The 16,157-nt window shown below is 41.3% G+C and carries 13 protein-coding genes; 4 read left to right on the forward strand and 9 right to left on the reverse strand.

What is annotated here, in order from left to right; genetic code table 11:
- Positions 1-53: 53 nt before the first annotated feature.
- Complete coding sequence (locus DWZ93_RS13205; protein WP_118384560.1) at positions 54-278, reverse strand: hypothetical protein; 225 nt, start codon at positions 276-278, stop codon at positions 54-56.
- Positions 279-609: 331 nt separating this feature from the next.
- Between DWZ93_RS13205 and DWZ93_RS13210 the strand changes: the two genes are divergently transcribed.
- On the forward strand, positions 610-1,341 hold the full coding sequence (locus DWZ93_RS13210) for an adaptor protein MecA (RefSeq protein WP_118384561.1): 732 nt from the start codon (positions 610-612) through the stop codon (positions 1,339-1,341).
- Between the two features lie 71 nt (positions 1,342-1,412).
- Here the strand turns inward: DWZ93_RS13210 and DWZ93_RS13215 are convergent, their stop codons facing one another.
- Together DWZ93_RS13215 and DWZ93_RS13220 are read right to left on the reverse strand one after the other, a co-directional pair.
- Positions 1,413-1,625, reverse strand: coding sequence for a DUF1858 domain-containing protein (locus tag DWZ93_RS13215; protein ID WP_118384562.1), 213 nt, complete (start codon positions 1,623-1,625; stop codon positions 1,413-1,415).
- 443 nt (positions 1,626-2,068) lie between these two features.
- Positions 2,069-2,983 carry a C40 family peptidase gene (locus tag DWZ93_RS13220; protein ID WP_118453211.1) on the reverse strand — a complete coding sequence of 305 codons (915 nt, stop codon included), beginning with the start codon at positions 2,981-2,983 and terminating at the stop codon, positions 2,069-2,071.
- A 352-nt stretch (positions 2,984-3,335) separates the two neighbouring features.
- Between DWZ93_RS13220 and DWZ93_RS13225 the strand changes: the two genes are divergently transcribed.
- The 3 genes from DWZ93_RS13225 to trhA all read left to right on the forward strand — a co-directional run bounded on the left by DWZ93_RS13225 (position 3,336) and on the right by trhA (position 5,453).
- Complete coding sequence (locus DWZ93_RS13225; protein ID WP_118453212.1) at positions 3,336-3,734, forward strand: Fur family transcriptional regulator; 399 nt, start codon at positions 3,336-3,338, stop codon at positions 3,732-3,734.
- A gap of 79 nt (positions 3,735-3,813) precedes the next feature.
- Positions 3,814-4,356, forward strand: coding sequence for an NADH peroxidase (locus DWZ93_RS13230; protein WP_118384565.1), 543 nt, complete (start codon positions 3,814-3,816; stop codon positions 4,354-4,356).
- A 434-nt stretch (positions 4,357-4,790) separates the two neighbouring features.
- Positions 4,791-5,453: a PAQR family membrane homeostasis protein TrhA gene (trhA, locus tag DWZ93_RS13235; RefSeq protein ID WP_118453213.1), complete on the forward strand. Its 663-nt coding sequence runs from the start codon at positions 4,791-4,793 to the stop codon at positions 5,451-5,453.
- 272 nt (positions 5,454-5,725) lie between these two features.
- On the opposite strand, the gene dinD is transcribed toward trhA, so the two are convergent.
- The 6 genes from dinD to DWZ93_RS13265 form a co-directional block, all read right to left on the reverse strand.
- A complete protein-coding gene (gene dinD / locus DWZ93_RS13240) occupies positions 5,726-6,595 on the reverse strand; it encodes a DNA damage-inducible protein D (protein WP_243061297.1) in 870 nt (289 codons plus the stop codon).
- Positions 6,596-6,985: 390 nt separating this feature from the next.
- Entirely contained in the window at positions 6,986-7,249 is a 264-nt protein-coding gene (locus DWZ93_RS13245; RefSeq protein ID WP_199665957.1) for a GIY-YIG nuclease family protein, read from the reverse strand.
- A 139-nt stretch (positions 7,250-7,388) separates the two neighbouring features.
- Positions 7,389-11,765, reverse strand: coding sequence for a Spy0128 family protein (locus DWZ93_RS13250; protein ID WP_118453215.1), 4,377 nt, complete (start codon positions 11,763-11,765; stop codon positions 7,389-7,391).
- 132 nt (positions 11,766-11,897) lie between these two features.
- Positions 11,898-12,674: a M23 family metallopeptidase gene (locus DWZ93_RS13255; RefSeq protein ID WP_118453216.1), complete on the reverse strand. Its 777-nt coding sequence runs from the start codon at positions 12,672-12,674 to the stop codon at positions 11,898-11,900.
- Between the two features lie 42 nt (positions 12,675-12,716).
- Positions 12,717-13,604: a SpoIID/LytB domain-containing protein gene (locus tag DWZ93_RS13260; RefSeq protein WP_118453217.1), complete on the reverse strand. Its 888-nt coding sequence runs from the start codon at positions 13,602-13,604 to the stop codon at positions 12,717-12,719.
- An 80-nt stretch (positions 13,605-13,684) separates the two neighbouring features.
- Positions 13,685-16,147, reverse strand: coding sequence for a glycogen/starch/alpha-glucan phosphorylase (locus DWZ93_RS13265; RefSeq protein WP_118453218.1), 2,463 nt, complete (start codon positions 16,145-16,147; stop codon positions 13,685-13,687).
- Positions 16,148-16,157 lie beyond the last annotated feature (10 nt).

Consider the following 16,157-nt stretch of genomic DNA (forward strand, 5'->3'; position numbering starts at 1 on the left):
AAACCGGAGCGTCATTATATATTTCGACATTTTATGAATTAGTTAGAGGGTATTTACGTTTCCTTATTAGTAATCTGATGAAAATACAACTCTTTAATGTCACCATTTTCATTAAGCACATAATCCCGCATATATCCCGTATTTTCCCGCAGCATATGTGCGCGCACGATCTGTGTCGGACTTGCCGGGCTTCCTTCCATTTCCATATAGACTCCCTGCTTCTCATATTGATACAGTTCATTGAAAAGCTTCTGATATTCTTTTTCTTCTGATGTCATGGGTTCCTCCCTCAATGCATCAACTCCCAGCGCAGGACTACGTATAAATAAATGACCGGATGTGCATTGTGATATATTGCCGGTACAGAAAATACGATACACTGCATATAATATTATTAGGCATGGATATGTTGTTGAAAAATCTCTGATGTTTTTGAAAATTCGAATACTGATTATAATCTGATTTGTTGAAAGTACTCCTGTCTGGGAATACTATTTTCTGTACGGCTATTATAAATGATTTCTTATGTCTACGCAAGACTATTTTTAGATTTATTTTATTGAACATTTATAATTTCCTATGCTATACTGTCTAAAAGGAAGTGATAATATGAAAATTGAAAAGATTAACGACAACCAGATACGCTGTACTTTAACAAGAGCAGATCTGGCCGACAGACAGCTTAAGCTGAGTGAACTGGCATACGGTTCAGAAAAAGCAAAATCACTTTTCCATGATATGATGCAGCAGGCAGCTCACGAGTGCGGTTTTGAAGCAGAAGATATTCCGCTGATGATTGAAGCAATTCCAGCTTCCGCCGATTCGATTGTGCTGATAATTACTAAAGTGGAAGATCCCGAAGAGCTGGATACCAGATTTTCCAGATTTTCACCAGCCGGTGGCGATTGGGATTCCAAACGAGACGGCATTTCTCCGAAACTTGACGGCGCAGAGGATTTATTGAATCTTCTTGGAAAAGTAAAAGAAAGCATCTCTGCTGTACCTGGACAGGAGCAGGCCACACCGGATAAGGCAGATAAGAAGCCTTCCGATCTGCGACTGTTCTCATTTGGTACAATGGACAGTGCGATTTATGCGTCTCAGCTCCTTAGTAAGATGTACCACGGTTCGAACACTTTATATAAAGACACAGATGCAGATATGTTCATTCTGGCATTGACCCAGTCTGATCATACATCAAAAGATTTTAACAGAATCTGCAATATGCTGTCCGAATATGGTTCTCAGGAGAATTCCTCCGGAGCAACTCTTGCATATCTGGAAGAGCATTGCGATATTATTCTCGCAGCCGACGCTGTTCAACAGCTTGCACAAATCTAATTATAAAAAACCGGAAGTCCATATGGGCTTCCGGTTTTAATTATGCTTTTCTACATATATATTTTTATATACTATGCATTCAGAATAGCATTTAGTTTCTCTGTCAGAAGATCTGCGTCAATGCCATGCACCATAGCTGCTTCCTCAATAGACTCTCCCTGAGAAGATGGGCATCCGATACAATGCATTCCAATCTCCATAAGAGCTCTTGCAACATCTTCAATCTTATCTCCACTGGTCATTAATAATTCGCCAATTGTAGTCTCCTTATTAACCTGTGCCATGCTATCGCCTCCTTTATCATTTCTGTAAGCATTCCTTATTATATCCGCTTTTTCCCATTGTGTAAACATTTAAAAGCCGTTTCTTTATAAAATTTGACTATTCAAATGTCAAGATACATTTCTCTTTTTTTCGACATTGTTCAAATTTTATTATATCTCCACAAAACACTCGTTCTTTTGTTTTCGTCGAGTAATCAACCAAAATCGCACATTTTAATGTTGATAATGTTGATAAGTGATGATAAAGTACGGTTTTTTCACGGATTTTCTATTTTTTAATGTTGATAACTTTCCAAACTAATGATGACAATTTTTTACAACTTTTTCCACTTTTGTACATTTTTGTGTATTTTGTACATTTCCGCTTTTCTGATACCATTACATAATAGTATACCCTTGTTACATAAAAAAAGTGTGCAAAACAGGCACACTTTTTTCACATTTTATACCACTCTTCTTACCGTTTTTATACTCATACAGGTAGCCGGAATAATTCCGATACCTTTGGATGGATTAATTGCATTCACAATCTGATCATTTCCTATATATATGCCTACATGTCCCTCATATAATATAAGATCTCCCGGCATAGCTTCTTCATAACTGATTCCAGTTCCTGAATATTCCTGATCCCATGTCGTTCTTGGAAGATTAATTCCAAAATGTTCGTACACAGACTGAACAAATCCGGAACAATCTGCTCCATTTGTCAGGCTCGTCCCACCCCACACATAAGGATTCCCGATAAACTGACAGGCATAATCTACAATCTGCTGTCCAAGTGTCGATACATTAGCAGCCTGCTCCGCTGCCTGCCGGGCCGCTTCTTCTTCAGCCTTTTTTCTCTCCTCTGCCAGCCTTGCTTCTTCCTCTTCTCTGGATTCAGCACACGGTACTGCTTCCGTAATATGCTCAGCTGACGATTCGGACATAATCTCATCCGCCCGTTGCCAGGCTTCTTCTCCCGTAATAATATACTTTGTGTATACGTAGCCGGTTACTGATCCGGACTGCACCCTGGTCCACTCACCCACAGGACCGATAATCTCCGATGCCGAGCCCGGATACAGCTTACCAACCCATTCACTCTCTCTGGAAGGCTCGCTCCTTATAAAGAGAAATGTATCCGCATCTACATTTGTAAATGCCATTTTAAAATACTCACCTTTTATCGTAGGTACCAGATAATCCGATACCGCTGTCTCTATTCCAGTCGAGTATGTTTCATTCTGTACCTTACTGATTCCCACTTCTGGCACAGCCACCTGATTATCCGCAGCTCGTACCCTCTCCCCGGGAAACATCATTGTTCCAACTGCCGTAACTAAGAGCAGTCCGTTTCTAAGACTCGAATTCATAAACATCCTCCTTCTTTCGTCTATGTCTTCTTGTCTTTTGTACGCCTGCAATCAGGCCGGCCGAAATACATCGTCGCCAAATGTTACAGAATTGTTACAACTAATACTTTGCCATTATAACAATGCTTGTATTCTCTGTCAAGGCTTACTCCCAGCATTTACAGCTATATTCTCTTACATTTTGCTTGCAATTTCCTTATATTTCCGCATCATCTTCTCTGATTTTATTACGTAAATGTTACATTTTGTCGTTTTTAATTATTTTTCAAAATATCTATTGACAAATCGAACTTTTCATCCTATAATTCAATCATAGTAATTATTACTGTTATTGATTTAGGGAGTAAAAGAGATGGCTACATTAAAATACAGCAGACAGCGAGAAGTTATAAAAGAATATCTGGCCAGTACCAAAGAGCATCCAACTGCTGATACGGTATATCTGCATGTACGTAAGACATTTCCAAAGATCAGTCTTGGAACCGTCTATCGCAATCTGAATCTCCTGGCTGACACAGGTGAAGCACTTAAGATTACAACACCTGACGGAGGCGTAAGATTTGACGCTACCACTACCCCGCATTATCATGTACTTTGTTGCAAGTGCGGATGTATCCAGGATCTGGATATGAAGCCAATTGACACATTAGATGAGCAGGCACAGCAATGTTACAATGGAATCATCCGATCTCATTCAGTCTTATTTAATGGAATCTGCAGTCAATGCAGTAAGGAACTTTCAACACATTGATTTACTTCAGTATAATTACTGATTTAAATATAATAACTAATAATGTTAATAATATTTTAAAGAAAAGGAGATAAAAGTTATGAAAAAATTTGTATGTTCTGTATGTGGTTACGTTTACGAGGGAGAAGCTGCACCGGCTGAATGTCCAGTCTGTCACGCAGGTGCTGATAAGTTCATTGAGCAGAGCGAAGGAAGAACATGGGCTGCTGAACATGTGGTAGGTGTAGCCCAGGGCGTCAGCGAAGATATCCTGGAAGACCTGAGAGCAAACTTCACTGGTGAATGTTCAGAAGTAGGTATGTACCTTGCAATGGCAAGAGTGGCTCACAGAGAAGGATATCCAGAGATCGGACTGTACTGGGAGAAAGCAGCTTACGAAGAAGCTGAACACGCTGCTAAATTTGCAGAGCTTCTTGGCGAAGTTGTAACAGACAGCACAAAGAAGAACCTCGAGATGAGAGTAGAAGCTGAAAATGGCGCAACCGCTGGTAAATTCGATCTTGCGAAACGTGCAAAAGCTGCTAATCTCGATGCAATCCATGACACAGTTCACGAGATGGCAAGAGACGAAGCTCGTCACGGCAAAGCATTCGAAGGATTGTTAAAGAGATACTTTGGCTAAGCTACAAGCCGAGTAAGGATAAAATAAAAATAGCTAGAGGGCATTTATGCACTACTAGCTATTTTTTATTTTAGACTTATTGGGCGACAGCCCAACAGCGAAAAGTAGCGTAGCGGATTTGAGCTGGCTCGGCGTAGCTGATTATACGGCGACAGCCGTCAGTGAGAAGTAGCGTAGCGGATTCGAACTGGCATGGCTCACTACTAGCTATTTTTTATTTTAGACTTATTGGGCGACAGCCGTCCATGAAATAGACCGTTAGGTCTATGAATGGGCATGGCGTTTTAATAGACTTAGCGACACCCGTCCATGAAATAGATCATTTTTTCTTTTCATCCTTGATTTTTCTTTCTCCTTGGTATAATATCTATATATACTACATATAGTTTTTAATACTACTTATCAAAATATAGATATTTCAAGGAGGTATTCGTATGTCAGACACAATCAAAAAACATGTAAAAGATCCAGGAAGTGCGATCACTCATTTTATAGGAATGCTCATGGCGGTATTTGCTGCTGTTCCATTAATTATCAAAGCAACGCATGAACCAAGTCCTATTTACGTTGTCTCTATTGCAATCTACGCAGCAAGCCTTATTTTATTATATGCAGCAAGTACGACCTATCATACTTTCGACCGGTCAGAAAAGGTTAATACAATTCTCAAAAAAATCGATCATATGATGATCTCTGTATTAATTGCCGGAAGCTATACACCTATCTGTCTACTTGTACTTGGCGGAAGACTTGGAATCATTCTGTTGGCTATCGTCTGGAGCATTGCTATTGCCGGTATTTTGATTAAAGCTTTTTGGGTATACTGCCCGAAATGGGTATCTTCTGTACTGTATATTGGAATGGGCTGGACCTGCGTCCTTGCATTCACTCAGCTTTTGAATTCCATGTCACCGGCAGCCTTCGGATGGCTTCTTGCTGGTGGCTTAATCTACACAGTCGGAGGCATTATCTACGCATTAAAGCTTCCGATTTTCAACATGAAACATAAAGATTTCGGAAGTCATGAGATTTTCCATCTCTTCGTCATGGGCGGAAGCATCTGTCATTTCGTAGTAATGTATGCATTTGTTTTATAATCCGATTAAATGATGTTGGGGTCAAAAGCCCCAACTATGATGCCTGCGGATTGTTCCGTGCTATGCACTCCCACAATCCTCCCAATTATTCGCATATCGTGGGATTAACATCCCACTTTTAGGCTCATATTGGGGCGGGTCCCAAGGTCTTTCATCCACTTATGAGCGAGCTCATGTGGATTTAGACCTTTTGACCCTGGCATCATTAAATTAATCATTTTAATGAAAACGCAAAAGAGTTGTATGATATCCCTTTTGCGTTTTCTCTTTTATCATATTTCCATTTCTGAATCTTCCAATTTAGCATATTCTTTTTTAATCTGTAAGATACTTTTATCTGGCGTCGGAAGATCTTCCGGCATCGTTCCGCCAATATCTTTAATCGTTTCTCTTACTTTCTTTCCTACTTCAAAATGAATCTGATTAGCCTCATTCTTTCCGACAATATGCTCTCTTTTTAACTTTTCATTAGTCTGAGTCGCCCTAAAAAGATTCGCCGCCAGTTCTGTACTTCCCATATGATCTAATATCTTCTGACTCTTCTTCAATCCTTTTCGCTCATGGATTTCTTTTACTCCTAAGCCTCCATACAACCCCTGATAGCCGCGATTCTGAAAAATAGCATAATCTTTTGGTTTCTCAATTCCTGCCATACGTGCCGTCTCTGCAAGAGACTTGTTATGTACTGCCAGCTCCCCTCGTATCTCTAATCGCTTTTTATCTTCTGATAAATCTTCAAATTTCTCTGCTAATTCCTGCTGTCTCGTCTTCACAGCAAAATAGGTCTGACCTAATGCAATTACTTTTTTTCTGGAATCTCCATTCTGCACTATAAGATAACAGGCGTAGCGTGAGAGTTCATAATCCTCCAGCGTTCTCGTTGCCCCTGATCCTATATCTACCATTTTGCCGACGTTGGCAAAATGGTCTGAAACATCATTTCCACTATTCTGGCAGGCATCCTTTGCCTTATTGATTATATTCTCAAATCTACGCCACTGTTTATACTCCAATGCTGTCTGTAATTCTCGCGCATACCAGAATTCCACTCCGTATTCATTCACATGCTTAATTGACTCAAATATAGATTCCGTATAATTACTTGATGCTTCTGCTAACATTTCCTTCCTTGCTTTATCCATACTTTCTCCTCTTTGCATTGCGTTTTTCGTCAACTTTTGTTAACAACAACGCTATCATACAAATTCAATAATTTCAAGTATTATATTTATTTTTCTTATATGTTATACTCTTGACACAACTGAGAAGGACAGCTTTCCATCTGTTTCGGAGTATCACGGAAGAGGTGGTGTCTATGAGTACATACGAAGAATTTATGATCATACTTACCGCATACAGCTTGCTCGTAGCAATTCTGAATTATACACATAGAAAATAGCCGTCCTGCTCCCGCCAAAGAATAGGACGACTATCTCTATAGTTACTTAAATATTTGCCTGGAGCGGATGGATTGCATCCATCTTTCCCAGTTGTTTTTGTTAAATGTATTATAACTGTTTTTCATTCATGTGTCAAATGGTACACATATTTTTGTTCTTTATCAGCTTCTCTTTCTGTTTCCTTGTAAGCTGTTTTATTGAATACTCCCTTTTCATGGCTTCGGCTTTGGTTGCGTATTCTTCGTAATATACCAGTTCCACCGGGCGGCGACTGCGGGTATACTTCGCACCCTCGCCGTCATTATGCGCTTTCACACGATGCTCAAGATCCGTTGTCCAGCCAGTGTATAATGTTCCGTCACTGCATTTTACCATATAGGTATAATTCCGTTTCATGTTATCTCCCCGATTTCTTATCATTTCCAGAGATAACTATACTCCATATTACGGTATATACGCAACCTTTCTGCCTATTTGCCAGCCGTAAGCCTTTGCAATTTCTGATACCAGATCCCCCAATCCGGTATGATTACTTTTATCTTCTCTTTCTTCTGATAATCACCATGCTGACTGCTGCCGCTGCTGCGATCATAAGAACCAGATAAAGTACCATATGACTGTTGTCTCCGGTAGCCACTCCTCTGCGTGCTTTATCTGGCTTCTTTGGAGTATCCGTTGTTTTACCATCTTTCGGTGCTTTGTAACTATTAGTAAATACGATATCGTCACTGTCTGTTTCTGCTGAAAGGGTACCCTCGCCGTTATCACTTACCTTAACTGTAACTTTGAATTCTCTCTCGTCATATGTAATGCCTGTCTGCTTATCGTTTACTTCCGACACGGTATATTCATATGTACCTTCATCCTCAAATTTCAGATTTTCGAACTTGATTTTTCCAGATACATCATTTTTTGCTTCAGCAATAACTTTACCGTTGACATCTTTTAACTGGAATGTAAACTCACCGTCTTTCAACTCTTTGCCGGTCAGCTTCTTGACCGCTTCAATCGTCACGGTAGCCGGTTCTGCCTTGTAAATGTTATTGAAAGTCACAGTATTTCCTTCTGCAGGAATCAGTTCATCATTTTCCTCAGACGATACCGCCTGATGTGTTACTCCGAGAGTTCCATCACCATTATCGGTTATCTGTGTATATACCAGATAGCTATGATCATCATATGTAACACCCGTTTCGCCGCCTTTCACTTCGCGAACTGTATAAACATGGCTGCCCGGCTGTGTATATGTAATACTGCTGAATACTACATTGCCGTCTGCGTCATTACTTCCTGTTGCCACAACATTACCATCTTCCACCAGTTCGAAGTTAAATTCGCCTTCTTTCAGCGTTCTGCCTTCCAGTGTCTTATTGACTTTTACCTGATCGGTAATGCTGGATGGAAGCTCAGCGACACGATATGTATTGGTAAAGCTAAACAGAGGTCCATCTGCCGGATTTCTTGTTACGGTAAGATTACCGTTACCATCATCCGTCAGAGTAAGTTTGAATATCTTGCCTATTGACGCATTTGCATCATTGGTCACGCCTGCTGCACTGCCAGATTCTGTAACCTTATATTCAAACTCTTTGGTTCTCACTCCACTGTCAGTTGTTATTGCATCCTGAAGAAGATCTGTTGTAAATGTGATTCTCCCAAAGTCCACATTTCCAGCTGCATCATTAACTGCTGTAGTCTGCGCCGGCATCGGTGCACCCTCTGTCAACGCTTCCAGCGTAAATGTAAATTTGCCTGTAATATCAGCTGGTGTCAGACTGGTATCATGTGCCAGAGTCTTGCTTCCTGTAATTTCCACCGGCACAGGTTCTGTACCGTACTGATTTACAAATTCAAATTGATTCTGTCCGTTTGGATAATTGGTAACTGCTGTCAGGACACCATTACCATGATCTGTCACTGTTACGGTAAAATCATAAGTTTCTGTTACTACACTTATCCCATTTGAATTTGTCCCGTTTTCGGTATCCTCATATATCCGATAGCTAAGTGTATATACCGTATTACCGTCAGCATCTGTGGATTTCACAGCATAACCTGCCTCAACTGCTTTATCAAGTACTACTGCACTTGCTCCGGCTGCTGTATCCGAGGTCTTATAGCTGATGGAGTCAAATGCAATGCTTCCATCCGCTCCATTCTGCTTTTCCTGCAATACTGTACCGTTGCTTCCATCTGCCGGTCTGGTCGTAAGTTTAAACTGAAATTCTCCAGCTCGCAGATTACGTCCATGCAATGTTTTCTTTGCAGAAATATCTGCTTTTGTTCCACCCGTAACTTCTGTGGAGGCATCATAGCGGTTGGCAAATACCGCCCTGTCTGTTACATCAGAAGCAGATCTATTATTATAAGTAACCTCTGCTTTAAGTTTTCCGATATTCTCAGTATCACGTGTCACAACTATCGTCACCTGTGCAGTATGACTATCGTATGTCATTCCACCTGCCTGTGTCTGAGGAACTGTTTCATTGATATTAAATGTATAGGTTCCCTCTTCTGTAAATGTCACATCACCAAACTGGAATGCTTTTGTAGCTCCGTCTTTTGCTCCCGCTACGATGGCTTTATTGCCATTTGCTGCTATCTTAACTTTCTCATTCTGTATAGCTGTTTTGGTAGCGTCATCTGCCGCTGTCAGTGTGAATTCAAATGCTTCATTTGCCTTCATATCTCTTCCAATAAATGTTTTACTTCCCTTAAGAGCTGTATCTCCAGTCAATGTCACTGGCTCATCCGGAAGTCCGATTGTCAGACGGCCATTATTGCCAAGATAAGTGGTAATATGTGCACCTTTGTAATTCTCATCCCATACAGGATTGATGGACTTTGATGCTGTATTGGTCTTATTAGCACCTTCCGCTTTGTCCTCTGCAAAATATGTCAGACTTGTAGTTCTCGGTGTTCCTGCCGGAATATAATACTCTTCGCCAGTATTCTTTGTTGCATAATTTCCAAGCATCAGATTGCTGTTGCCAGGAATGGTTACAGTATTTGTTCTGCTGACTGCTTTCCCATCATCACCCAATACATAATAATTCCTCTGATAATAATATGTCGTTGCTCCGGTAGTATCAATACTGCCTGTTGCCGGAGTGGTACATGCTTCATCCGTATAGAGCACTGTATCATTCTGGAAATAGTAAAAATCATTCGTCTCTGCAGGTTCAAACTTCGCATATGCACCTACGCCACCGGATTCTGCACCTGTCTGATTCTGATCATATTTATTGCTGTAGAAATGTACCTGATGATTCTCATCTTTATTCGCGTCAATATATGCTTTTAACTGCGCATCCGGATTTGCAAGCTTCTCTTCTACACCTGCCTTAAGGCTCACATCATAGAACAGACGCATCGGATACGTCTCATCTATAGTCATGCTTCCATCACTCTTAACTTCATAATATCTGAGTGGGATCAGATTGGCCGGAATTTTAACCGTAACAAGATCTCCTGTCTGAAGCTGGTCTTCACCGGCTGCCTTTTCTACCGTAATCTTAATATCTTCCAGATTGCCTTCCGGATATACATGGTTGGTATCCGGAATCTTATGATTAAAGGTATATGTCACAACAGTTTTACCGTCTTTAGTAGTTTCCGTCTTATCCGGATTTTTATACAATTGATTTGCGTACACCAGGGTATTGATGTCATCCACCTGCATATAATCGCCAAGCTGATCGGTAAGAGTAATGAATCCAGCATCACTTGGATCCTCACCCTGATCGACCTGGGTAGGTGACTGCGCAGAAGATATAATTTCATCTTCAATCTGAGTAAAGATATTTTTCAGTTCATCTGCTTTTGTTGCTACTTTGTAATATGCCACATCCTGACCTTTACTATCCTTCGCACGGGTTCCCAGCTTCTTATATGTCTCCGCATCCGGATAATTGCTGGACAGACCATGCATAAATGCATTAAATTTTTCTTTAGCACTCCATGATCCACTTCCGGAATGTCCGGTAATGCTGACATCCGCACCGCTAAATATACCAATGGTGTAAATATCTGCATCTGCTTTTATCGTTTTTGCAGATGTGATTGCATCGTTAGCCACACCATCAACAAAACCAGACTGGTGATTCGGCTCTCCATCTGTAAAAAATATAACAACTCTTTTGACATTCTTTCTATCAGCGTTATTATTCGCATCAGTTTTACTCTGATCCACAAGCGTCTTTGTCAGATCCATCGCATAATCAGCTGCTGTAGCGCCTGCTGAATGAAGTGAACTGACTTTTGTCTTCAATTCTGATTTATTTCCACTTGTGTAAGCCTTATATCCACTGACAACCTGCGTATAATTATACCAATATAAGTTTTGCCTGTACTGGTCATTTCCAACTTTACTCGTCTTATCACCGGCAAACTTTACAACTGCGATACGATTCTGCTTATTCTTATCTGCCCTTTGATCATTGACAGTTGCTGAACCGTCAATAAAACTGTTCACTGCCACTTTAAGTGCATCTATTCTTTTGGTTCTGTCAGCACTGCCCATCGGATCATCCATACTTCCCGATACATCAAGAACCAGTACGATATCCAGCGGCACTGTAGTCTGCCCTGTAATCTTGGCAGTCGAAGATAATGCAGACAAGCCTACCAGAAAATCTGAATCAGCACCTTTCTTGATCGTTGCTGTGCCGGACTCTTTTTCCCGGCTGGTAAGAGTCACATCACCTGCCGATACAGACTTGTCCGTCCATATACGCCCCACATTCTTTGTACTGTCATCCAATGCATTTGCATCGTGCCAGTTATTTATAGTTACATTGTCTGCCGTTGCAGTCCTGGCAGCATTCTCTGCGGCATTCACCTGCTGTGGCCATAGACTAAATACCATGACAGCTGCAATGATAAATACCAATAACGACGTCTTCTTCTTCATCTTCAGCTCTCCTTCCGTTTTTATCTTTTTATTATATAATGCTTTCTATTTTTTGACATCGTCCGTTTTTGAACAAATTTGGACATTTACATAAAAATAACAGGAGATTTCTCCGAAATCTCCCGCTTTCTGTTATTCTCCCATATAGTCTGTCGGATTCACCGGCTGTCCATCTTTCTTCATGGCATAATATACATTACAGCCCTCCAGTGAATAGTATTTGGTCGGCTTGCTGACATAGCCCACTACCGTATTTGCTTCAACGGTATCTCCCACATTCAGCGGTACCTCTTTCAGTTGACCGATCAATAGTTCATATCCATTTCCCAGATCCAGATTAACCGTCGTACCAGTCTGTGCAGTTACATCGATCGACTTGACAATACCCGCTGCTCCTGCGATCACCTGATCTCCTTCTGCTCCGGAAATAATCAGTGCCGGATTATACTTGAACTGATCCAATGTGGAAAAATACACGGTCTTATCCATGCTGTAATTCATAATTACCTGTCCGTCTACCGGCCATAACAGCTCACTATCTTCGGTAAAATGATAAGATGTACCACTTCCAGATGTCGCTACACTTCCTGTACCGCTCTGATCTGTTCCTTCCGTACTCTGATTATCCTCTTCCGACTTGTTCTGTTCCATCTTTTGATCCTGTTTTTCGTCATTCTGATTCTCAGTATCTATCGTCAGCTTGTCTGTATTTGCTGATTTTGCCGATACCTTGCTATTACTATCCTTTTTTTTCGTGCTGTCTGCCTGCTGCTCCTGTTCATCCTGCTGTCCGGATTTCCGATAATTCGTCAGTGTATAAGTTCCTGCGATTACCACCGCCGCTACAAAACAGAGCGCAATACCTATAGACGCACGCCTTCTTGCCGAAGGCTTTTTCCTCTTCTTCATATTCATCACCTCTGGCTATATTTTTGCCAGAAGCAGGGCTTCTTATTCAGTACTGTTCACAATATCTGCAACTTCTTTTAATTCTGTTCCTTCGAAAAAATATTCCAGAATTTCATCATATGTTTTACCATCTTTTGCCATTTTATTAGCCGAATACTGACTGAGCCCCAGTCCATGTCCTACACCCCGTGTAGTCACTCTTAGCTTCCCATCGTATTTCTGAAGTACAAAACTTCCGGATGCCAGCTTATATTTTTCACGAAATTCCTCTCCGCTCATAGACTCATCTCCCACCTGCACAGAAGTCACATATCCTGCTGTATCCGTTTCCGTAACGCTGACTTCCATATCATCCAGGATCTTCGTCTGAATCTGTTCTCTGGATTCTATATCATATGGACACTCTTTAATTTTCAGATATGGATAATCCTCACTCCCAAGTACCTCTTTGCCGTCTCTTGTATTGCCATTGGTCAACCGGCAGTACGGTACATAAGCAAGCTGTTCTCCATACATAAGTACTTGTCCTTCCGTGTCATCCCATGCATTTTTCAGACGGTTATAATTCTTCCTATAGCTTCCAGATCCCCACTGCTCACGCATGTCATCATTTGTCCAGTATCCATCATTGAATACCGTCTGACTTCCATTATCCTTAATCTGTGTATATACGGTTGTCCGCACCAGAACTGCCTGTGCTCTCAGTGCTTCTTTTTCATACGAGACCGGAATTTCTTTTGCCATCCTTCCGATACAGTAATCCTCTAAAGGCACATCCATTTCTTTCCCGTCACGCTCTGCTTTCACCTGCATGGTATCTACTGTTTTGGATGCAGGAACTGCCTGCCCATTCATAAATACGGTAATCACATACGGTAACAGCACGATAATAATCAGATATGAACCCAGTCGTTTTAATTTTTGTAGCATAAAAAATCCTCCCATAGGATTCTATGAGAGGATCTTTTGTTTTATTCAGCACTGTATCTGATTTTTATGGTCTGATTCGATTATGCTTCAACCTTAATCTTATGCAGATGCCAGATCTCTTTTGCGTACTCTTCAATTGTTCTGTCGGAAGAGAACTTACCACAGCATGCAGTATTCAGAAGTGCCATTCTAGCCCATCCTTCTCTGTCTTTGTATGCTGCTTCTACACGCTCCTGTGCTTCTGCGTAAGAACGGAAATCTTTCAGAATGAAATACATATCTGCGCGGTCGCTGCAATTTGTATTCAACAGACTGTTGTACAGATCGCGGTAACGCTCTGTATCTCCATCTGCATATGTGCCATCTACCAACTGGTCTACAACTCTGCGGATATCTGCATCATTATTGTAGATCTCGTAAGGATTGTATCCGCCATTCTTCTCGTAATTCATAACTTCATCAGAGCTCATTCCGAAGATAAATGCATTCTCAGAACCTACTTCTTCTACGATCTCAACATTGGCTCCATCCATGGTTCCAAGTGTCGGAGCACCATTCAGCATGAATTTCATATTACCTGTACCGGATGCTTCCTTTGATGCAGTTGAAATCTGCTCGCTGACATCTGCTGCTGCGAAGATCCATTCTGCATTTGATACGCGGTAATCTTCGATAAATACTACCTTGATCTTACCGTTGATACTGCGGTCATTATTGATCACATCTGCTACAGAGTTGATCAGCTTGATAATCTCTTTCGCACGAATATATCCTGCAGAAGCTTTTGCTCCAAAGATAAATGTACGAGGATAGAAACTCAGTTCCGGATGCTCTTTAATCTTATTATACAGGTACATTACATGCATAATGTTCAGAAGCTGACGTTTGTACTCGTGCAGACGTTTTACCTGTACATCGAAAATGGATCTCGGATCCACTTCGATTCCATTATGCTCAAGGATGTATTTTGCCAGACGCTCTTTGTTCTTGTATTTAATATCCATGAACTCCTGCTGTGCCTTCGGGTCATCTACATATTTCTTCAGACCGGACATCAGTGACAGGTCTGTAGCCCATGCTTTTGTACCAAGCTTTTCAGTTACCCAGGAAGCAAGCAGCGGATTACCGTGCATCAGGAAACGTCTCTGAGTGATACCATTGGTCTTGTTGTTGAATTTCTCAGGCATCATCTCATAGAAATCCTTCAGTTCACGTTTCTTCAGAATCTCTGTGTGCAGTCTTGCTACACCGTTGACAGAGTAACCAGCTACGATTGCAAGATTTGCCATTCTCACCTGACCATCTCTCAAGATACCCATTGTTCTCTTCTTATCTTCATTGCCAGGATACATCTCTTCTACCTGGATGATGAAACGACGATCAATTTCCTGAATGATCTGATATATTCTCGGAAGCAGTCTTGAGAACAGGTCGATCGGCCATTTCTCCAGTGCTTCTGCCATAATTGTATGGTTGGTATATGCACATGCTTTCGTTGTAACATCCCATGCCTCCTGCCATTCCAGGTGGTAATCATCCAGCAGGATACGCATCAGCTCTGCAACTGCAACAGTCGGATGCGTATCATTCATCTGGAAGGTTGCTTTCTCATAAAGCTTGCGGATATCGTCATGATTTCTCATGTATTTGTCTACTGCTGCCTGAAGACTTGCAGATACAAAGAAATACTGCTGTTTCAGACGAAGCTCTTTACCTGCATAGTGATTATCATTTGGATAAAGCACTTCTACGATCGTCTTAGCAAGGTTCTGCTGTTCTACCGCTTTGTGGTAATCACCCTTGTCAAATGAATCCAGCTGGAAGTCCACGATCGGCTCTGCATCCCAGATACGCAGTGTATTAACCTGGTTATTATCATATCCGACGATCGGATAATCATACGGAACAGCCAGTACAGACTCATAATTCTCCTGTTTGAACAGAGTCTTTCCTGTCTCATCATCATATTCTACGCGGATATTGCCACCGAAACGAATCTCTTTGGCATATTCCGGTCTGCGAAGTTCAAACGGATTACCATATTTCAGCCAATTATCCGGCTTCTCTACCTGATATCCATTCTCAATCTTCTGCTTGAACATACCATAACGGTAACGAATACCACATCCATATGCAGCATATCCAAGAGATGCCAGAGAATCCAGGAAACAGGCAGCCAGACGGCCGAGACCGCCGTTGCCCAGTGCCGGATCCGGTTCCTGATCCTCTACAAAGTTCAGATCGATTCCCAGTTCATCCAGAGCTTCCTTCACATCCTCATAAGCCGTCATATTGATCAGGTTGTTACCCAGTGCACGACCCATCAGGAACTCCATGGACATATAGTAGACAATCTTAGGATCATCCTTTGTGAGCTGTTTCTGTGTTGCGATCCAGTTCTCAACAATCATATCCTTTACTGCATAAGATACTGACTGATACTGCTCCTGCGGAGTTGCCTCGTCAAGTTCCTTACGGAACAGTCTTCTGCAGTTGTCCATTACATCCTTTTTAAATTCTGTCTTACTAATTTTTAAACTCATATATTCCCAG

Origin of the sequence: Dorea sp. AF36-15AT, from assembly GCF_003477705.1 — a bacterium.
Taxonomy (GTDB): Bacteria; Bacillota; Clostridia; order Lachnospirales; family Lachnospiraceae; genus Claveliimonas; species Claveliimonas ammoniilytica.